This is a genomic window from Pseudomonas sp. CCOS 191 (assembly GCF_001007005.1).
Taxonomy (GTDB): Bacteria; Pseudomonadota; Gammaproteobacteria; order Pseudomonadales; family Pseudomonadaceae; genus Aquipseudomonas; species Aquipseudomonas soli.
The window spans coordinates 3,677,318-3,697,358 of record NZ_LN847264.1; the positions used below are offsets into that span (position 1 = coordinate 3,677,318).

The 20,041-nt window shown below is 60.3% G+C and carries 19 protein-coding genes; 11 read left to right on the forward strand and 8 right to left on the reverse strand.

Features of this window, described 5'->3' with window-relative positions; genetic code table 11:
* Nucleotides 1-5: 5 nt before the first annotated feature.
* From CCOS191_RS16240 to CCOS191_RS16260, 5 genes are all read left to right on the forward strand, one after another.
* On the forward strand, nucleotides 6-506 hold the full coding sequence (locus tag CCOS191_RS16240) for a hypothetical protein (protein ID WP_046856097.1): 501 nt from the start codon (nucleotides 6-8) through the stop codon (nucleotides 504-506).
* A 288-nt stretch (nucleotides 507-794) separates the two neighbouring features.
* The gene (locus CCOS191_RS16245; RefSeq protein ID WP_046856098.1) at nucleotides 795-1,094 is read left to right on the forward strand and encodes a c-type cytochrome; all 300 of its coding nucleotides are present in this window, start codon (nucleotides 795-797) and stop codon (nucleotides 1,092-1,094) included.
* 107 nt (nucleotides 1,095-1,201) lie between these two features.
* Nucleotides 1,202-2,035 carry a phytanoyl-CoA dioxygenase family protein gene (locus CCOS191_RS16250; RefSeq protein ID WP_046856099.1) on the forward strand — a complete coding sequence of 278 codons (834 nt, stop codon included), beginning with the start codon at nucleotides 1,202-1,204 and terminating at the stop codon, nucleotides 2,033-2,035.
* Nucleotides 2,036-2,047: 12 nt separating this feature from the next.
* On the forward strand, nucleotides 2,048-2,464 hold the full coding sequence (locus CCOS191_RS16255; RefSeq protein WP_046856100.1) for a RidA family protein: 417 nt from the start codon (nucleotides 2,048-2,050) through the stop codon (nucleotides 2,462-2,464).
* A gap of 164 nt (nucleotides 2,465-2,628) precedes the next feature.
* Complete coding sequence (locus CCOS191_RS16260) at nucleotides 2,629-3,318, forward strand: TetR/AcrR family transcriptional regulator (RefSeq protein ID WP_046856101.1); 690 nt, start codon at nucleotides 2,629-2,631, stop codon at nucleotides 3,316-3,318.
* Between the two features lie 85 nt (nucleotides 3,319-3,403).
* On the opposite strand, the gene CCOS191_RS16265 is transcribed toward CCOS191_RS16260, so the two are convergent.
* Nucleotides 3,404-3,676 (reverse strand): hypothetical protein, encoded by a 273-nt coding sequence (locus CCOS191_RS16265; RefSeq protein WP_052752625.1) that lies wholly within the window; start codon nucleotides 3,674-3,676, stop codon nucleotides 3,404-3,406.
* 195 nt (nucleotides 3,677-3,871) lie between these two features.
* On the opposite strand from CCOS191_RS16265, the gene CCOS191_RS16270 reads away from it, so the two are divergent.
* The 6 genes from CCOS191_RS16270 to CCOS191_RS16295 all read left to right on the forward strand — a co-directional run bounded on the left by CCOS191_RS16270 (nucleotide 3,872) and on the right by CCOS191_RS16295 (nucleotide 12,132).
* Entirely contained in the window at nucleotides 3,872-5,347 is a 1,476-nt protein-coding gene (locus CCOS191_RS16270) for a flavin monoamine oxidase family protein (protein ID WP_046856102.1), read from the forward strand.
* The gene (locus CCOS191_RS16275) at nucleotides 5,344-6,012 is read left to right on the forward strand and encodes a c-type cytochrome (RefSeq protein WP_231867441.1); all 669 of its coding nucleotides are present in this window, start codon (nucleotides 5,344-5,346) and stop codon (nucleotides 6,010-6,012) included. The genes CCOS191_RS16270 and CCOS191_RS16275 overlap by 4 nt, the downstream gene beginning before the upstream one ends.
* Before the next feature lie 324 nt (nucleotides 6,013-6,336).
* Nucleotides 6,337-7,836, forward strand: coding sequence for a flavin-containing monooxygenase (locus CCOS191_RS16280; RefSeq protein ID WP_046856104.1), 1,500 nt, complete (start codon nucleotides 6,337-6,339; stop codon nucleotides 7,834-7,836).
* 64 nt (nucleotides 7,837-7,900) lie between these two features.
* The gene (locus CCOS191_RS16285) at nucleotides 7,901-9,544 is read left to right on the forward strand and encodes a 3-(methylthio)propionyl-CoA ligase (RefSeq protein ID WP_046856105.1); all 1,644 of its coding nucleotides are present in this window, start codon (nucleotides 7,901-7,903) and stop codon (nucleotides 9,542-9,544) included.
* Nucleotides 9,541-10,500: an alpha/beta hydrolase gene (locus tag CCOS191_RS16290; RefSeq protein ID WP_231867442.1), complete on the forward strand. Its 960-nt coding sequence runs from the start codon at nucleotides 9,541-9,543 to the stop codon at nucleotides 10,498-10,500. Before CCOS191_RS16285 ends, CCOS191_RS16290 begins: the two co-directional genes overlap by 4 nt.
* Before the next feature lie 51 nt (nucleotides 10,501-10,551).
* Complete coding sequence (locus CCOS191_RS16295; protein WP_046856107.1) at nucleotides 10,552-12,132, forward strand: GMC family oxidoreductase; 1,581 nt, start codon at nucleotides 10,552-10,554, stop codon at nucleotides 12,130-12,132.
* Nucleotides 12,133-12,334: 202 nt separating this feature from the next.
* Here CCOS191_RS16295 and CCOS191_RS16300 read toward each other — a convergent pair whose 3' ends face one another.
* The 7 genes from CCOS191_RS16300 to CCOS191_RS16330 form a co-directional block, all read right to left on the reverse strand.
* A complete protein-coding gene (locus tag CCOS191_RS16300) occupies nucleotides 12,335-13,759 on the reverse strand; it encodes a coniferyl aldehyde dehydrogenase (protein ID WP_082120443.1) in 1,425 nt (474 codons plus the stop codon).
* Between the two features lie 89 nt (nucleotides 13,760-13,848).
* Nucleotides 13,849-14,499, reverse strand: a complete 651-nt coding sequence (locus CCOS191_RS16305; protein WP_046856108.1) for a hypothetical protein — start codon at nucleotides 14,497-14,499, stop codon at nucleotides 13,849-13,851.
* A gap of 33 nt (nucleotides 14,500-14,532) precedes the next feature.
* Nucleotides 14,533-15,186: a c-type cytochrome gene (locus CCOS191_RS16310; protein WP_046856109.1), complete on the reverse strand. Its 654-nt coding sequence runs from the start codon at nucleotides 15,184-15,186 to the stop codon at nucleotides 14,533-14,535.
* 9 nt (nucleotides 15,187-15,195) lie between these two features.
* Nucleotides 15,196-16,683, reverse strand: a complete 1,488-nt coding sequence (locus CCOS191_RS16315) for a flavin monoamine oxidase family protein (protein ID WP_046856110.1) — start codon at nucleotides 16,681-16,683, stop codon at nucleotides 15,196-15,198.
* Nucleotides 16,684-16,772: 89 nt separating this feature from the next.
* Nucleotides 16,773-17,534 carry a hypothetical protein gene (locus CCOS191_RS16320; protein WP_231867443.1) on the reverse strand — a complete coding sequence of 254 codons (762 nt, stop codon included), beginning with the start codon at nucleotides 17,532-17,534 and terminating at the stop codon, nucleotides 16,773-16,775.
* 23 nt (nucleotides 17,535-17,557) lie between these two features.
* Entirely contained in the window at nucleotides 17,558-18,892 is a 1,335-nt protein-coding gene (locus CCOS191_RS16325) for an NAD(P)/FAD-dependent oxidoreductase (RefSeq protein ID WP_046856112.1), read from the reverse strand.
* 170 nt (nucleotides 18,893-19,062) lie between these two features.
* Nucleotides 19,063-20,040: a WD40/YVTN/BNR-like repeat-containing protein gene (locus tag CCOS191_RS16330; RefSeq protein WP_046856113.1), complete on the reverse strand. Its 978-nt coding sequence runs from the start codon at nucleotides 20,038-20,040 to the stop codon at nucleotides 19,063-19,065.
* Nucleotide 20,041 lies beyond the last annotated feature (1 nt).

A 20,041-nucleotide genomic window follows, 5' to 3' on the forward strand; every position in this document is an offset into this window, starting at 1 on the left:
CACCCATGCTTAAAAAACTTACGATTACCCTACTCGCCACAATCAGCCTCCCCCTGCTAGCCTCTCAACAGGACATTCCCTCTGGCAAGGAGGTCATGAGACAAAACCAGGCCCAGATCCAGAATAACTTTGCCGACGTTGACTATAAACGAAAAAAAATCCTAGAAACTAACATGGGACTGGAAGGCCAGGAGAATGAAAAATTCTGGCCCATTTACAACACTTATCGAACAGAGGCTGACCGCCTCAACAAAAGGACATTGGAAGCAATGATCGATTACGGTCAAGCCTATAACCAAGGCTATGTGACCGACGAACTAGCCACCGACCTGTTGCATCGATTCTATAGCCTTCAGGACGATCATATAAAACTGCGCGAGCGATATACACGCCGTATCGCTGAAAAAGTCTCACCTAAGCGCGCCCTGCGTTTTCTACAAATCGAAACACAACTGGATGCCATGGTTGAGCTAGACATAGCGCGAAAACTTCCCCTCGCAGAGTAATTCGCTACGAGTTCGCAGGCAGGTATAGCTACCTTGCCTGCTAGACGCGCTTGCGTTCAGGCACGGATTCGTTTTTAGCCCGTAGAAAGGCAACATCGTTTTCAGTGGATGCCGCCTCAGGCTCCAAATCGGGCTTCGGCCCGCCACCGTCCCTGCAGCCCTTCGCCCCCCCCCTGCAGCCTGAGGCTCCCACTCCTCGCGCCCGCAGCGCGTCAAATTGACGCAGGCTACAACTCATGATTTAAAATAATATCCGTTATCTAAAAACAACACCACGAGAGTATGACCATGAAACGCGCCTTCTATCTGATTTTTTCCATCTGTCTGTGGCAGATTCCCTTGGCCAAGGCGGCACAGTCTCCAGAGAGCGTATTCAATCGCAGCTGCCAAATGTGCCATAACGGCCAACTGCCTACGGCCCCAAAAAAAGGTGACGCCCAAGCCTGGAAGCCACGGCTTGCCCAAGGCAGAGACGTCCTGGTAAAGCACGTAACGGAAGGTTTCAACGCCATGCCTCCTCGCGGCCTGTGCATGGACTGCACAGCGGATGACTACTCAGCAGTGATCGACTGGATGGCCAAGCCTTGAGCTGACGATCATCCTCCGCGAATATTTTACATAACTCACGTTGTCATATATTCGGCTGGTTGCTAGTCTCCCGGATACTCACAAAAAAGACGTTCCGGGAGGACGCCATGCTAGACCCGATAAGCCGTGCTTTTCATGCCGATGGTGCAGTGCTGGTCAAAGGACTCCTGAGCGAGGAGCAACTGGCGCGCTGTCGTGAAGCGTATGACTGGGCCGTGGAAAACCATGGCCCCCACGCAACCCGCATGTTCGCAGGCACAACACAGCAGTCGCATGTGGACAATGCCAACCCCGTGGCCAAACAGCGGCTCGAAACGCTCGTTGAATCCTTACCGCTGGGCAACCTGTTCGCCCGAATCTGGGGTTCGCGGAACGTCTGGTATTTCGCTGAAGAGGTCTTTCTCAAAGCCGGTGGCCAAGGTTCCCGTACGCTCTGGCATCAGGACACCTCCTACCTGCCCTGGGCAGGCGAGCATTGGGGCAATGCATGGATCAGCTTCGAATCAATCCCGCAACGTAACGCGTTGGAGATCATTCGAGGTTCGCATCGCGGGCCACGCTACGATGGCACCACATTCACCGATCCTGACGATCCGACACAACCGCTGCATGACAACGGCACCCTTCCTCGCCTGCCCGATATCGAGGCCGAACGCAAACTGAATCCACGTGCTTACGATGTGCTGTCGTGGGCCACCGAACCAGGCGACGTGATCCTGCTGCACCCGGCATCCTTGCATGGTGGTGCTCCGGTCGATAGCGACTTCCCTAGCCGCCACACCTTCGTTTTCCGCTTCTTCGGCGACGACGCCACCTTCAAGCCGCTGCCGCAGAACAGCAAAGCGGGATTCCCACCACAAGGTGTGCTGTTCACCGAGGAGCTCAAGCATCTTTCGGCCGGCGCAGCTTTTCGCCATCCCACCTTTCGCCAGATTGTCTGAACAGGAGGTTCCATGAACATCCCCCCCTTGAAGCGGCAATCAATCAATCCGCCACCAACCCAGGTGTTCTACGATCAGTTTCATTACTCCCAGGCCACCCGCGTAGGCGACCTCATCTGGGTATCGGGGCAGGTCGGCATCGACAGCAACATGAAACCTGAAAGCGATGTGGCAGCTCAGACGCACCTGGCATTCCAATCGCTGGCCAAGGTGCTGCAAGCGGCTGGTGCAGGCCTGGAAGATGTGGTCGAGCTGACCACCTTCCACACCCGGCTACAGACTGACATGCCCATATTTGCCAGTATCAAAGATGAATATTTCCCCTCACGCTATCCCTCCTGGACCGCAGTCGGCATCACAGAGCTAGCCCTGCCTGAACTGGTAGTGGAGATTCGTGCCGTGGCTGTGGCAGGAAGCGGTAGCACCTAACCCGTCGGTGACTGGCAAGAACCCGGCTGCCGCCTTTGAATCGACGTGGAGAATCATTCCTGTTCCGACAGGTGTAATCCACGCTCGACTTCTCTATGCTGGGCCAACTGTGGAAGCCAGCCACTTGATCCAGAAACGTTTTCGCACTGAAATCCTGAGACCCCATGCCTGATTCCAAATCCCCCTCCACAACCGCCGCCACTTCGGCCGATACAATTGCACCTCGCCGCGCGGCGCGCAGGGGACGGCCGGTGGGCGACCGCGATGCCAAACGTGCAGAACTGCTGGAGGCAGCCATTACCGTGATCGCGCGTGATGGCTACGCCGGGGCGTCGATGCGCAATGTCGCAAAACACGCAGGTTGCACCACAGGCGCAGTAACCTATTACTTCGCCAACAAGGAAGAGATGATCACCGAGGTCGCCCAGAGCTTGTTCGACCAGGTCGACACTATGCTGGCAGCGAATCAGTCGGAGATGAATATTCCCTCATTGCTCCGGCAGTGGATGGAGTGGGTCAACGACGGCGAGTCGACGCTCTGGCTTTCCTGGTTGCAATTGCTGACTCATGCCCGACATGAGCAGGCGTTCGCGCATGTCATCAAGCAGCGGTATGCCAGGTTCCGCCAAGTGTTTACCAGGGTTATCGAAGCAGAGCAGCACCAAGGCAAAGTCCGTGACGACATACCGCCCGATGTGCTGGCCGACCAAATCAGCACCATCTGTGACGGCTGGCTGATGATGATGCCGATCGAGCCCGAGCGCTTCAGCGCCGAGCGCGGGAATACCCTGCTCGATGCGCTCATCACGCTGATAGCGCCCCCTGCCAAGAACAGTCGCTCGCGCAAAGCCTGATCAAAGTAGAACTATAAGGCGTAGGCCGGACGGGTATTCGTCCGGCCCTGGCTGATCTCGCCCCGCCTTTGGTCGGTGAAGCCTTTTACTTGGATGCGTTCTTGTACACGCTCAGTGCCCTGTTGGCTGCGGCCAAGCAACCTTTCCCATCGCCTTTTTCCCGAGCTTCCTTGGCCTGCGCAATCAATTTGCGAATATCCGTGGCCACTCCACCGTGTTGGCCGGCGCCCTCGGAACGCTCGATGGAGTCGAGCTGGTTGATCTTGGCCGTGCAGTGGTCGGTATCGGTTTTGCCCCCGGCGTACACAACTGGTGCGCAGATGATCGATGCAACGGCTATCGCTCTCAACATATTCATGGGTAACTCCTTGGGTTGTTTGTAGCAGATTTAGATAACACCAACTACTAAATATAGGGCGAGTAGCGTCCAGCGTCGTATTTTTGTGCCTGAAGCGATGATTGGACGCCTGTTGCCCCTTTGCACGATGATCGCCTTACGCTATTTTACATAACTACGGTTATCCAAATAAAACAATAGCGTACCGAGGCAAAAATGAACACTGAAGACATGGCGTCGCCGGCATGCCGCCGGCGCCTGCTTGTGCAGGCGCTCGCTGGCGTGGCGCTGGTAGGTGGTACGGGACTCGCCGGGCGAGTCCTGGCCCAGACAGTCGAGCCATCCCCGCAAGGTGTGCTGGATGTGGTTGTCATCGGCGCCGGGCTTGCCGGCCTCACTGCGGCCAGAGATCTGGATCGCGCTGGCTGCACCTCATTCGCCGTACTGGAGGCCCGGGATCGAGTTGGCGGACGAACCGTCAACCATCCGCTCGGTGACGGCCTGATCGCGGAGGCCGGAGGGCAATGGGCAGGTCCCGGACAGACGGCCATCTTCGACCTGGCGCGCGAACTGGAGGTGGAGACCTTCCCGAGCTACTACCAGGGCCGCAATGTCTATCTGGCAGGAGATGCCCGCTACGAAGAAGACCTCAGCGCCGCCCACGGAAACCCTGTCACTGCAAAGCTCAATCAACTCTCGCGACAGGTTCCGAGCAAGGAACCCTGGAATGCAACTGATGCGCCTGAAATCGACAAGCTATCGGTAGCCCAATGGCTTAAGAACCAAGGCATCGACAATGCCAGCCGGTTCAGCTTCGACACCTCCATAGGTCTGACCACAGGTACGCCGCCAGCCAGCCTGGCCCTGCTCCACTACCTTTCGCTGATCAATTCCGCCGACTGCAGCATGGAAAAGCTGGAAGGCTTCAATGGCGGCGCCCAGGAGACCCGCTTCGTGGGCGGTTCCCAAGTGTTGAGCACGCGAATGGCGGACTCGTTGGGCGATCGCATGAGGCTGTCCAGCCCGGTACGCAAGATCGTCAACTGGGACAGCGATATCGTCGATATCTACACAGACCGGGGGGTGGTCCGCGCCCGACAGGTGATCGTTGCGCTTCATCCCGCGCTATGCCACCAGATCATCTTCGAGCCGCCTTTGCCCGAGGGGCGCGCGCAACTGCAGCGGCTTTGGCCCGCCCATGCACCGATGCGCAAGACGGTGCATGTCTACGATCGGCCATTCTGGCGAGACAAGGGGCTCAATGGGCAGATCAGCCAAGCCGATGGGCCTTTGATCTTCTCATGCGACAACTCGCCCGCCGATGGCAGCGTCGGCATCCTTTCGGCGTTTGTACGCAGCGCCCAGCTAACACATGATGCCGAACGGGCAAGCCAGACGCTTGCCGGCATTTTTTCCCAAGCCCTAGGTGATGAAGCATTGCAGTTCCGGCAGTACCACGACCACGACTGGGCCAAGGTCGACACCTGGACCTTGACCTGCGTCGGCGCCATCCCTCCCGGCTTTCTCACCCGCTGGGGCCGCTACCTGAAACCTGCCGTTGGTCGACTGATCTGGTCGGGCACCGAAACCGCTGACATCTGGGCCAGCAGCATGGACGGGGCAGTGCGCTCCGGCCACCGGGCCGCCCTGGAAGCACTGCAGGCACTGGTTGCCAATCAGAGGAACGCATGATGAAACGCGCCTTGTCGATAGGTGTTGCGGTCGGCGTTGCCGGGTTTGTGCTAGCGGCAATCTTTACGGGTCCGCAACTGCTGGCGGGCTATCAATTCATGAACGTTTTGGACAGCCACTACACCCGCTACGACGCCGACGTCGGAACCTGGCCACAACCCCAGGATACCTGCAGCACCTGCCATGGTTCCTCCGGGCAGTCGCAGAACGAGCAGTACCCATCCCTCGCCGGGCAACAGGCCAACTACCTGCAGGCACAACTTCAGGCATTTGCCGAGGGCAAACGGCACAGTGCGCAGATGGAGCCGCTGGCCGCCTCATTGACCAAAGAACAGATCGTGTCACTGGCGCAGTATTTTTCCCGGCAAACGCCACACAGCACCGACACCCCAACGGCTAATGAGCAGTTGTCGGCCACAGGCCAGGCGAGTGCAGCAGCACGGGGCTGTAGCGCCTGTCACGGCAACGATTTCATGGGAGGAGCCGCTGGCCCACGCCTCGCGGGCCAGGGAAAAGCCTACCTGCTAAGCCAACTCCAGGCGTTCAAGCAGGGCACGCGAACGGATCCAAGTGGCGCCATGAACGCGACCGCGAGTCTGCTTTCTCCAACTGAAGTGCAAGCGCTGGCGCACTACCTCGCCGGCCTCACCCCCACCAAGCGCTGATCCGTTGAAGGGCGGATGCACAGCCACCGCCCCATTTCCCATGGTTGGACCAAGCGGCTTTGCCCGGCTGTCAAATGGTTTCACATTTAAACATAACAGGCGTTGCGCTAAAGTCGGTAGCGGATTACATTGCAGTAAAACAACAACAATCACCGGAGCTCATCGTATGCACGACTCCATTGCCCCCTCCGCTGCCGGCCACGCTCCTCCGGGCCTCAGCACCGTCGTCTCGCGGCTGCCTAACGACTGCCGCGTAATCGCTTGCTCGCTGATACCCACCGTTCAAACAACCCGTTGGTCAGACCCCGTAGGCGCGGAGACTCCATGAGCAACCTTCACTTCGATACCTTGATCATCGGTGCCGGCTTGTCCGGCATCGGCACGGCTTGCCACCTGATGGGCGAGTTTCCCAACCGCAATCTCGCCATTTTGGAACGGCGTGAGTGCATGGGCGGAACCTGGGACCTGTTTCGCTATCCAGGTATCCGCTCCGACTCCGACATGCTGAGCTACGGCTACAAGTTCCGTCTGTGGGACAACCCCAAGGTGCTGGCCGACGGCGCCTCGATCCGGCGCTATATCCAGGACACGGCAAAGCAGTATGGCCTTGCCGACAAGATCCACTACGGCCTCAAGACCCTCAGTGCGAACTGGTGCAGCCAGCAGCGCCTGTGGCAATTGATGGTGCGACACGAAGCCAGCGGGGATATCCGGCATTACACTTGCCGATTTCTTCTCTGCTGCACCGGTTACTACAACCACGACGAGGGTTTCCTCCCCACTTTCCCGGGGGAGGACGACTTCAAAGGCGTACAGATCCATCCACAGCATTGGCCCGAGGATCTGGACTACCGTGACAAGAATGTCGTGGTCATTGGCAGCGGCGCCACCGCTGCCACGCTGATCCCGGCGATGGCAGACAAGACCCGCCATATCACCATGCTACAGCGCTCCCCCTCATATATTTACTCGCTGCCTTCGACCGACAAGCTCACGACCCTGCTCTCTCGCATCATGCCCGAGAGTTGGGCCCTCGGTCTGGCGCGCAAACGCAATATCGTGCTGTACCGTGCCGCTTACATTGCCTGCCGCCAATGGCCACGCCTGATGCGCAGAATCCTCCTGGCGCACGTACGCCGCCAGGTAGGCCCGAATGCCGACATGCGCCACTTCACCCCGAGTTACATGCCTTGGGACGAGCGCCTGTGCGCAGTACCCGACGGCGACCTCTTCAAGGCCATTCGCAACGGCCAGGCGTCGGTGGAGACGGACCATATCGAGCGTTTCACCGAGCACGGCATTCGCTTGAAGTCAGGCAAGGAACTGCCGGCCGACATCATCATCACTGCCACCGGGCTGCGCTTGCAGTTGCTGGGGGGCATGACCGTCTCGGTCGATGGTACGCCGTTCCCGATCGGTGAGCAGATGACCTACAAGGGTGTACTGCTGGAGAACCTGCCGAACATGGCATGGATCTTCGGTTACACCAACGTGTCGTGGACGCTGAAGGTTGGCCTGGCCGCCACTTACCTGTGCCGCCTGTTCCGCTACATGGAGCAGCGCAACTTGGATGTCGTGACCCCTCACGACAACGCCAACAACGCATTGAGCGACGGGATCCTGAACTCGATGAAGTCCGGCTACATCCAGCGTGACCAGCACTTCCTGCCTCGGCAGGGCCGGTCGCATCCCTGGTTCGTCTTCATGCACTACGGGCGCGACAAGAAAATGTTGCTGAAGGACCCGATCGAAGACCACCACCTGGAGTTCCAGCGCACCCAGCAACAAGCACTCACCCAGCGGCCCGCCAAGATCACGGGTTGAACCAAGACGCCCACGGCCCCGCCGACGGTGCGTGAATAACAAGAAAGGTAAAAGGCTGAAAATCATGCTAGGTCAAATGATGACGCTTCCCCTGACCATTCCTTCACTGCTGGAGCATGCGCAGCGGTATCACGGCGGTACCGAAATCGTTTCGTACCTGCCTGGCGGCGCCGTGCACCGCTACACCTATGCCGACGCTCACCAGCGAGCTAGACAAGCGGCCAACGCCCTGAGCCGCCTAGGCGTCAAGCCTGGCGACCGTGTGGGTACTCTGGCCTGGAATAGCTACCGACATTTCGAACTCTATTACGCAATTTCGGGCATGGGGGCAATCACCCACACCATCAACCCGCGCCTGTTCCCGGAGCAGGTGGCGTGGATCATCCGGCACGCCGAAGACGAGGTGATTTGCTTCGACGAGAGTTTCGCCCCGCTTGTCGCCGAGATCGCGGCACAATGCCCAAGCGTAAAGCATTGGGTCGCCTTGTCGGATGCTGAGCAGATGCCATCCGCGGGCGAGACCCGTTTGTTGTGCTACGAGGCGCTGCTGGCTGCCGAACACGCGACATTCATCTGGCCTTCAATCGATGAGCATGCGGCAGCAGCGCTTTGCTACACCTCCGGCACCACCGGCAACCCCAAAGGGGTGCTCTACTCCCACCGCGCCACGCTGCTGCACGCGCTGTCCAGTGCTCTGCCGGACTCACTGTCGCTATCGGCCCGCGAGGTTGTCGCGCCGATCGTGCCCATGTTCCATGTCAATGCCTGGGGGCTGCCGTACTCGGCGGCCATGGTAGGTGCCAAGCTGGTGCTGCCCGGTGCAGGCCTGGATGGTCAAAGCGTCTTCAGGCTGTTCGAACAGGAAGGTGTCACCTTCTCGGCCGGCGTTCCTACCGTATGGCTGAGCCTTCAGCAGTACATGCAGCAAACCGGCAAGCGTCTGCCCAGCCTGAAACGCCTGGTGGTCGGCGGCGCAGCCTGTCCGCCTGCACTGATGCGCAGCTTCGAACACGCGTTCGGGATCCGTATTCAGCACGCCTGGGGCATGACCGAAATGTCACCGACGGGCACCGTCAACACGCTTAAAGCGTCGCATCTGGGCCTGGATGAAGAGGCGCGCTTCGCCATCAGCATCAAGCAAGGCCGACCACCGTTCGGCATTGACCTGAAAACTGTGGACGATGACGGCAACGAGGTAGCGCGTGACGGCAAGACCTCGGGCGCGCTGATCGTGCGTGGGCACTGGGTGGTTGATCGCTATTACCGCAGCGATGAAAGCCCGCTGGAGAACGGCTGGTTCCCAACCGGTGACGTCGCCAGCCTCGACCAGGATGGCTTCATGCAGATCACCGACCGGGCCAAGGATGTCATCAAGTCGGGGGGCGAGTGGATAAGTTCGATCGAGCTGGAGAACATCGCCATGGGCCATCCGGCCGTCGCTGAAGCAGCCGCGCTGGGGATTGCACACCCTAAATGGGATGAACGCCCACTGTTGGTAGTGGCCGCAAAACCCGGAGAAGCACCGACCCGTGAGGCGATTCTCGCGCTCTATACCGGCAAGGTCGCACGCTTCTGCATCCCTGACGACGTCGTGTTCGTCGAGACCCTGCCGCACACCGCCACCGGCAAGGTCAGCAAACTCCAGTTGCGCCAGGATCTGCGTGACTACCGATGGCCGGGCTCGCCGCCGTGCGAGGTGGCGTCATGAACGCTCCGGCCAGAGGGCGGGCCGATACCCGTGTCATCGACCCGAGCGAAGGGCGCTGGAAGCGCAGGCTGCTCAATCTGTTGCTGCGCCTGTCGGTGAAGTCCCGCCACGGCATGTCTATCGATATCCAGCACCTGCGCAAGCAGTTCGCGCAACTGGATCGCCAAGGCCTGGCGTTACCAACGGACGTGCTTCGCACGAGAGCGTTGTGCAACGGTACCCCTGCGCACTGGCTGTCACCTGCCAGTTGCAGGCCGGAGCGCGTACTGCTGTACATTCACGGTGGTGCCTTCGTGGCCTACACCCCGCAGATTTATGCCGCGATGGTAGCGAACTGGTGCAAGCCGCTTAAAGCCAGGGCGCTAATGGTGGACTACAGCCTCGCGCCCGAATGCCCCTTCCCTACAGCGCTTGACCAGGTCCATGCTGCCTACCGTTGGCTACTCGAACAGGGGACCAAGGCAGACCACATCGTGATCGCTGGCGACTCCGCCGGCGGCAACCTAGCGCTGGCGCTGCTGCAGCGGCTCAGGGACCAGGGAGCGCAACTGCCAAGCTGCGCCGTGCTGCTGTCACCGTTCCTCGATTTCACCCTCAGTGGTGCGAGCGCGCTGGGCAACGCCCGTCGCGACCCGATCTTCACCCTGCCTTTCGCGGTCGCTATCCGCGGCTTCTACGCACCCGCCGAGAAGCACACGTCACCTGAAGTATCTCCATTGTTCGGCTCCTTCACCGACTTGCCACCGTTGCTGTTGCAGGTGGGCAGTAGCGAAATGCTCCTCGACGATTCGGTCCGTGCTGCGGCCAGCGCAGCGGCGGCCGGTGTGCCGGTTCGCCTGGAAATCTGGCAGCAGCTGCCACACGTGTTCCAGATGATCGCAGCTCTTCCACAGGCCCGACAGGCACAGCGCCATATCCTGGAGTTCGTCAATGACCATACGAACTGGGATGGCTAGCGCAGACCTGTTTCTATCCAGACTCCCAATAATTCCCTCGAGAACAACAACATGGAATTTGATTACCTGATCGTGGGTGCCGGCTCTGCCGGCTGTGTCCTCGCCAACCGCCTCAGTGCCGATCCCAGTGTCACCGTCTGCCTGCTCGAAGCGGGCCCGGAAGATCGATCACCGCTTATCCATACCCCGCTGGGTCTGGCTGCCATCCTGCCGACACGCCATGTCAACTGGGCATTCAAAACCACCCCTCAGTCGGGCCTGGGCGGGCGGGTCGGCTACCAGCCCCGGGGCAAGGTGCTCGGCGGCAGCAGTTCGATCAACGGCATGATCTACATTCGCGGCCATCATGAGGATTTCAATGACTGGCAGGCGCTGGGGAACGAAGGTTGGGGCTTCGACGATGTTCTGCCGTACTTTCGCAAAAGCGAAATGCACCACGGCGGCAGCAGCGAGTATCACGGAGGCGACGGCGAGCTCTACGTCAGCCCGGCCAATCGCCACGCGGCCAGCGAAGCCTTCGTGGAATCCGCGCTGCGTGCCGGGCACCGCTATAACCCGGACTTCAACGGCGCTACCCAGGAAGGTGCCGGCTATTACGATGTGACCATTCGCGACGGCCGCCGCTGGAGCACCGCGACAGCTTTCCTCAAGCCGGTCCGCCATCGCAGCAACCTTACCGTGCTCACCCATACCCATGTTGAAAATATCGTTCTGCAGGGCAAGCAGGCGACCGGGGTACAGGCGCTGATCAAGGGTTCGCGCGTACACCTGAGGGCGCGCAAGGAGGTCATAGTGTCAGCGGGCTCCTTTGGCAGCCCACACTTGCTGATGCTCTCAGGCATCGGTTCATCAGCCGAGCTCGAGCCCCAAGGCATCGCCCTGCGCCATGAGCTCCCAGGCGTTGGCCAGAACCTGCGGGACCACGCCGACGTGGTGCTGTGCTACAAGAGCAACGACACCTCGCTGCTGGGCTTCTCCCTGAGTGGCGGCGTGAAGATGGGCAAGGCCATGTTCGACTATGTGCGCCATCGCAATGGCCCGGTCGCGAGCAACTGCGCCGAGGCCGGCGCGTTTCTCAAGACCGATCCAGGCCTAGAGCGCCCGGACATCCAATTGCACTCGGTGATCGGCACAGTGGATGACCATAACCGCAAGCTTCACTGGGGCCATGGTTTCAGTTGCCATGTGTGCGTGCTACGCCCCAAGAGCATCGGCAGTGTCGGCCTGGCATCACCAGACCCACGCAAGGCGCCGCGTATCGACCCTAACTTCCTTGCCCACGACGATGATGTCGCAACATTGCTCAAAGGCTATCGCATCACCCGTGACATCATTGCCCAGACGCCCATGGCCAGCTTCGGGCTTAGGGATATGTATAGCGCCGGCCTGCACAACGACGAGCAGTTGATCGAGCTGCTGCGCAAACGCACCGACACCATCTACCACCCGATCGGCACCTGCAAGATGGGGCAGGACGAGATGGCCGTGGTGGACGGCCAGTTAAGGGTCCATGGCATCCAGGGGTTACGCGTCGTCGATGCCTCGATCATGCCGACATTGGTCGGAGGCAATACCAATGCGGCCGCGATCATGATCGCGGAACGCGCCGCGGAGTGGATTGCCCACGCCTGAGATGCTCCTGCGAGAAACCGCCCTGTATTGTGCCAGGTAGGGGCGGTTTCCGGCTTCAAAGTCTTCCCTCCTCATAACCTCTCCTGCCAGTCACCTACTCTGTGCCCATAAAAAAAAGCGCCCCGAAGGGCGCTAAAAAGGGCATGACGATCGTAGCGTCAACTCGATGTAGCCTCGTCAGCCCTGCTCAGCAAACCATGCCTCAACGCAGCATCAGGCGCAGAAGGCCCTGGGTGAGACGGCCATAAGGCGGCTTGAGCAAGAAGCTGCCATTGAATTTCGCCTGGTAGAAAACCGGCCGCATCTTGCTGAACGTCTGAAACCCTTCCTCGGCGTGATAGTGCCCGAGCCCTGAATTGCCCACACCACCGAACGGTAGGTTTTCCTGCAGCACATGCAGCATCACGCTGTTGACCGAGACACCTCCGGACAATGTCTGGCGCAGCACAGTCTCGACACGGCCAGCGTCTTCGTCGAACAGGTAAAGCGCCAAGGGCCGCTCATGGGCATTGATGTAGTCGATCGCGTCCTCGAGCTTGCGATAAGTCAATACCGGCAACACGGGCCCGAAGATTTCCTCCTGCATGACCAGCATGTCGTCGCGCACATCGAACACCAGGTGCGGTGTCAGCTTGCCCGCTCGTCGCGCGCCATCCACATCCGCCAGCGCGACCACGCGCGCGCCCTTGTCCCGAGCATCCGTCAGCAACGCCTCAACGCGCGCCAGCTGGCGCGCATTGATCATGCAGGTGTAGTCAGGGTTGTCAGCCAACGGCTGCGGGTAATTCCGGGACACTGCCGCCCTGGCATGCTCCAGGAATTCCTCCTCGCTGCCGGCAGGTAGAAACAGGTAGTCAGGAGCGACGCAGGTCTGTCCGGCATTCAGGCATTTGCCCCACAGAACGGTCTCGGCAGCCTGCTTCAATGGGTAATCCGGGGCGACGACGGTGGGCGACTTGCCACCGAGTTCCAGGGTCACAGGCGTGAGATTCTCGCTGCAATTACGCATGATCTGCCGGCCTACCGCAGGCGAGCCGGTGAAGATCAGGTGATCGAAGGGTAGCCGGGAGAAACCGTCGTTGATACCTGGACCTGGCTGTATCACCGCTACCAGATCCTGGTCGAAGCGCTTGCCCAGCAAGTCGGCGAGCAAGCGACCATAATTGCTGGAGTCGCTGGCCACCTTGATCATGGCCCGGTTACCGGCAGCCAGGGCGCCGCATAGCGGGCCCAACGTCAAGTAAAGCGGGTAGTTCCACGGCGCGGCGATACCGATAACCCCGAGCGGCTGGGCCAGCACCGCAGCGCGCGCGGGCTTGAACCAGATCCCGACACCGCGCTTGCGCGGTTTCATCCAGCGTTTCAAGCAGCGGACGGCGTGGTTGATTTCGCTGACCAGGCCGAAGATATCGAGCATCTTGGTCTCGTGCTCCGACCGGTGGCCGAAATCATTGGATATGGCGGCTGCGATCCGCTCGGCGTTCTCCAGCACCAGCGCCTTGAGCGCCAGCAGGTTGGCCCGCCGGGTCTGATAGGACGGGTAGCGTTCCTCGGCGAATGCCTGGCGCTGAAGCGCGAAAACTTCACGCATCCGCTCGACTGCCGGCGCGACTTGCTCGATCGACATTATGTAAGTACTCCTGGTGGATCTCTTGGATCACTGCGACTGCAAAACTGTGGCCGCTCGAGCGGCCACAGCATGGAAACCAAGGCGTGTCAGCGCGCTGGCACCGCTTGATGCTTTGCCCGCACCAGGGCGAAGTACGCGTAGTACAGCTGGATCATCATGAAGGACCAGCTGGCCAGCGCTATCGACATGAATATGGCCTTTGTGTCGTCCCCGGGTATGGGGTAGAAGTCATAGATGCAAGCCACCAGCAGCCCCAGCATCGCCGCCACCGTGACCCCGAAGGCGTGCAGATACTCGCCGACCAGCGCCAGGCGGCTGATGAAATACGCCAGGTAGACCGTGTAGCCAGCCCACATGACGACGTAGAAGTACGGAAGCGGCTTGATCATGAAATCGGCCTTGATCATCACGAATGTACAGACAAAGGTGATGGCGAAGATCAATGCGTCCTTGCCCACCGAAGGTCGGAAGCCATGGGTCACCGCCATCAAACCGAGCACGGTGACGATAGGGATGCCGAAGCCGCGGGAAAACGCATCGCAGAAATACGAAATGCCGTAGGAGACTTGCGACTGGGTCAGCAGGTAGATGAGGAAGTTGGTCCCGGAAAACGCCACGATCAACCATTCCAGGCCCAGCAGGAAGTTGCCTCTGCGCAGGAACTTGATGCCGTAGGTACTCCCGGAAACCACCAGGAGGACGCAAGTGAGCAACGCAAGAACATCTCTGGTTTCCATAGCTCAGGTCTCTTTCTTGTAGGTCTGAAGGCTTTATTTCGGGGTGGCCGCCAAGGCGGCAAGGTAATGCGCCAGCGCTTTGCGGTCTTGTGCCGAGAGGGTCTGGGTAACTGCTTTCATCGAGCCGGTAGGATCGACCCGACTGCCCAGGGCAAAGGCGTCCAGTTGTACCAACAGGTAGTCGGCACCTTGGCCTGCCAGTCGCGGAAATGCGCCCTGGCCCATCAGGGTCTCGCCATGGCATGCAGCACACGCGCCCGTCTTGACCAGTTTCTCGCCTTGTTGGCGCAGGCCGGGATCAGGCTGGAAGCTGTGGTTATCCATGGGCGTCTGGCGAGCGTAATAGTTGGCCAGCTTGTCAATTTCAGCGTCACTCAGGCTCATTGCCAGTGGCTGCATGTTCGGAAAATGACGGGTGCCATTGGCAAAGCCGTGCAACTGCGCCTTCAGGTAATCGGCGGGCTGCCCTGCCAGGCTGGGATAACGCTGGTGCTGCGAACTCCCGCGCTGCCCATGGCAGCCGTAGCAGGTATCAGCCGTCTGGGGCCAAGGTCCGTCCGCTTCATAGGCCTGGGTAGTGCTGTCGATATAGGTGACGAGGTGGTAGAAGCCCAGCAGGTCACGGCCGAACAACGCCAGCAGAGCCACCATCAACACCGCGGTGCCCCACAAAATTTTCTTTTTCATCGTTGTCCCCTATGCCCGATGCAGCGAGGCAAGTGCCTGCAGCGCACTTTGATGACCTGAGCGCACAGCGCCATCCATGTACCCTGCCCAGATATCGGCGGTTTCAGTACCCGACCAGATGAGGTTGCCGCAGGGTGGACGCAACGACTCGCCATGCACGCTCCAGAAACCGGGCGGGATCGCGGACACACAGGTGAGGCTCCAGGGATCAGCCAATCCCCAGTCATGATCGTGGTAGGCGACCGGCTGCAAGGCTTCCTCGCCCAAGGAACGGGCGTAAATTTCTGTCAGCACTTGCTGCGCGGCCTGGTGCTCGGAAGGCAACATGGCATTGACGACAAATGCGTTGATCACACCGATTTCGCCATTGGGTGGGGAGTTGTCCCAAGCCCATAGCAGCGGCCCTTTAACCTGCATGGTGTGGCCATTCAAGCCCTTTTCGCGCCAGAACGGTCGCTTGTAGACCATGGCCGTCTTGCGCGCGGGGCTATGTGCCGGCCAGGCACGCTGCAACGCCGCGCGCCCTTGCGGCAGCGCGGGTTCGAAGCGTACCTGGTTGCACAGCGCCGGATGGATCGCGACAATGACCCGGCGGGCGCGTATCAACCCTTGGTCAGTGTGCAGCGTGACGATCTCGCGGTCCCACTCGCTAATCGCACGCACCGGGCAGGCTAGACGCAGGCGGTCGCCCAACTGCTCGGCCATACGGGTGCACAGTATCTGCGAGCCGCCAACGAAGCGCGTGCCCTGGGCGCTATCCTTGATCGAGTCCAGCTTCATGTAGTCGCAGCTTGCCGAATTGATCATCGACAGAAAGTGCAGCAGACTCATCTTCGCCGGGGCCACACCACAGGTGAGCATCAAGCTGGTATCCCAGCCAGACCTGTCCTCAGGCTTGATATCTTGTTGCGCGAGCCAGTCGCCTGCCGAGAGCTTGTCCAGTTCGTCGACCTTGGAGGAAGTCCATGGTTTACCGGACGGCACCAACCTGGAGAGCTCGCTGAGCTTGGCGCCGATACGCTCATCGGTGCCAAAGGTGCCTTGCAAGTCGATCTCCAGTCGCCCTTCCCCTCCAAGGACCACGGTCTTCCCCTGGTAGTAGGTGGGGAACGTCTCTACCTGAAGCTCACGGGCCAGATCGGCGACCGCTGTCTGGCCTGGCCCGATCCACTGCCCCCCCACCTCGGAGATGTAGCCCGAGCCCAGGTCGTAATTGAGCACCCGACCGCCGACCCGCTCACGGGCTTCCAGCACCTGGAATGAGTGGCACCCCGCGTTCAGCAGGTCGCGGGCCGCCGTGAGTCCAGCCATGCCGGCGCCAATGATGGCGACATCCAGGATGCCCTCATCGTCGCCATGCGCAGCCGCCACAGGTTCTGCAGCTCTGGTCAGCCCGACATGCAGACCGAGGCCACTAACGGCCGCGGTGGCGCCAGCGAACTTCAGCAACTGCCGGCGCTTGAGATCCAATGAATTGGAGGTAGGCTTTTCAGCCATAAAAGGAGCCTCACGCTATTGTTATTCGATTGTGCTGCGCCACTGCGTGGCGCTTCAGGTCCAGCAAGCAAGGGATGGAGCGTTGTCGTTCAGGCGCCCAGTGGCAGGCGCAGTGCACGGCGTCGTAACTGCAACCCGAACAACACCATCCAGAACGGGAAGATCAGCACCACGAGTACCAGCAAGGCATTGGTCAATGGATCCAGGGCTGCAAAAAAGCCGGAAATGAAATACAAGCCGAAGCACCAGCCCACCACCTTCAGCGGCAGCAGGACCGAGCTGCCCCACCCGGCATTCTTCAAGTGCCGCCCCACGACGACTCCCCAGAACAGGACCACGGGGCCTTCGCACCACCACAGCCCGCGCTGGCTACCCACAGCGATAGTCGTCCATGCTGCCTCGGCGCCAGCTCGCAGGGCCTCGCTGCCCGCCAAGTGCAATTGGGCCAGCGGGTTGAGCACCGAAAGCTGCAGACTTGCACCTGTCACGCCAAGCACCACATAGGTGGTGATGGCCAGCAGGGCCATGTCCCCGAGCGCTCCCGCCTCATCGCGAAATTCACGCCAGAAATAAGCCCCCAGCGCCAACAGTGGCAGATAGAACCCCAGGATGTCGGCGAACATCGACAACCTGAAGTACTGCCTGGCCTCAGCCGGCAGGGTCAGCATGGTCGCTCCCTGCAATGTCACGGCCATGTCACCCTGAGTGACCATGAGCATGAAACCGACATTGAGGTAGGCGAACAGTCCGCCGATGATCGAAGCCCACGCGGTGAAACGCACGGCCTCATTCGTATAGTTGTTCATTGCATCTCCGGGGTGGACAGATTGATCGGCCTGGCGCTGCGCCACGAGGGGACAGCGCCTTAGCACAGTTACGACGCTCGCGCCCGACGGTTCAGGGCGTTGTCGAGCAGGTTTACACCCGCCAGGGCGGCCTTCACCGCGCACCACTGCAAAGGTTCGGGAAGCGTCGAGGGGGTCTTGTGGCGCAGCGCCGTGAGCAAGGGTTGCTCGATGCCCCCAATGCGCTCCGCCAGCAGGAAGCCGATCAGCGATTGGGTGCCAACGCCATGTCCCGAGCAACCCGCCGTGTAGTAGATATTGCTGTGCGGCCCGGTTTCGCCCACCACCGGCAAGGCGTCGTAAGCCAGGCTGATATAGCCGCTCCAGCACTTGTCGATCGTCACCTCGCGCAATGACGGGAAACGGTCGTCCAGGGCTTGCCTCAAAGCGGCGTAGGCCGCCCGATCCGGTTCGTTCGGGGTCTGCGATCCATAGGCGTATCCCAATTGCTTAGTGGTTATCAGGAGGGTGTTGCGCGCGGTCAGGCGGTGACTCTCCATGGTCCAGTGAGGTGTCACGATGCCTTCCCGCCCCTGCCAACCCAAGGACTTCAGTTGTGCAGCGGACAGCGGCTGCGTCTCGATGGCCGAGACCCGCAGCGGCGTGACCTTGTCGCGCAGCAAACCCAGTTGCGGGGTGTAGGCATTGGTGGCCAGGACCATGATCGGCGCGCTCGCCGAACCTTTCTCGGTTCGGCAGGTAATGCGTGGGCCGTCACTGTAAGACAGCAGCTTGGTCTGTTCGAACAAGCGAACACCCGCCTGCAAAGCGGCCCGACGCAAGCCCATTACATATTTACCGGGATCGAGCGTGCCACCGTGCTGAACACAACCGAAAAGGAACGCAGGCGGGATACCGCGAGCGCGCATTTCGTCTTGATCCACGAAGCGTGTGACCGAACCCAGCTCCTGGCCCAGCGCCATGCTGTGGCGTAGCCTTTTTTCCTGGGAGGGGTGGATCACCGCACGGATAACACCGCTGGGGAGATAATCGCAATCAATGGCCAGTTCATCCAGCCGTCGTTCTACGTAAGCCACACCTTCATCGTAGAAGGACACGACCTTCCTCGCCTGATCCACGCCGAGGCGCTTGTGGAACAGTTCGAACTCGACACCCATGCTGCCGGCAAGGTAGCCGGCATTGCGACCGCTGGCGCCGAACCCTGCAAATGCCTGTTCGAGGACCACCACGCTGGCTCCGAGCGCGGTGAGTTCCAAAGCAGTGGACAGCCCGGCGAAACCCGCGCCGATGATGATCACATCGGCATTGATGTCTCCCTCAAGTTCCGGCTGCAAGTCGTCCGGTTGTTCAACCCAACCGCCGAGAAGGCGGAACTTGTCAACATTGGTGCGGGGCTCGGACATGGTTTGCCTCCGAAATTTGTTGTTGTTTTGTCAGACTCTACTGCTGTGCCCAATTTAACGCAACAACTGTTATGTTGTTTTTTAAACGCTTTCATCATCAACTATGGAACGGTATCTGCAGGCTTGGATAAGCGCGGCCGCACCCTTGAGGACGGTGCGACCGGGTAGGCTCAGCGAGGGTTTTGATCTGAGGGCGGCGCGCTCACGCCATGGCGGGAAAACAATAACGGCTGGCCGTCACCCCGCATGAGTGCAGCGGTCAGCGAAACACCATCGCCGCTGCGCCTCTCGTCGAAGGTAGCGCCGCCGTCCTGGCTGTTCACCAGTAGGCCGTCAAGGCCTGCCACCAGTACGTGTTTGCCCTCTGCCTGTATGGCGGTAATCGAGCTACGGCTGTTCAGCGGTATGCGCTGCCATTCACGTGCGTCCGGCGTGCCGCGCAACAAGGTACCCCGTTGCCCGCCTACCAGCAGACTACCATCCGGCAGCACGGCACCACTCCACAGCGAGCCCTGGTAGCCGGTGTCCAGGTAACGCCAGGTCTTGCCCCGGTCATCCGAGCGCAGCAACTTGCCATGCTCGGCGGTGGCATAGACGACCCCCTGCCCATCGCTGAACAGGCTCAACAAGTTGAGGTCGGCGCGACTAGCACCAGGCTGGGGTTGCAAGGTGCGTTCAGTCCAGGTGCGCCCGCCGTCGTCGGTTGTGAGTATCAGCGACCACAACCCTACCGCCACGCCTTGTTGGCGATCAAAGAAATGCACAGCGAACAGCGGGCGGTCGACATTGCTGTCGATACGCTGCACCGTCCAGGTTTCTCCGCCATCTTCGCTGGCCAGGATCGCACCCCAGTGGCCAACGGCCCAACCGTTGCTGACATCGACGAAGCTGACACTGGTCAACATGCTCGACAAGGGTACGCCGTGGGCCTGCCGGTAACTGCGCCCCTGGTCGTCGGAAAGCAGCACGATGCCATGATCACCAACGGCCACCACCCGCTCCCCCGCTTTGCCCGCAGCCAGCATCATGGCCTGCGCGGCATTATTGGCTGGTGCCACCGGCACTGCTTCCAGTCCCGCGGCCCAAGGTGCGACCACTGGCATGGCCGTAAGCAGCGCGATGCCCATGACCCGTTTCAGGTAGTGCATG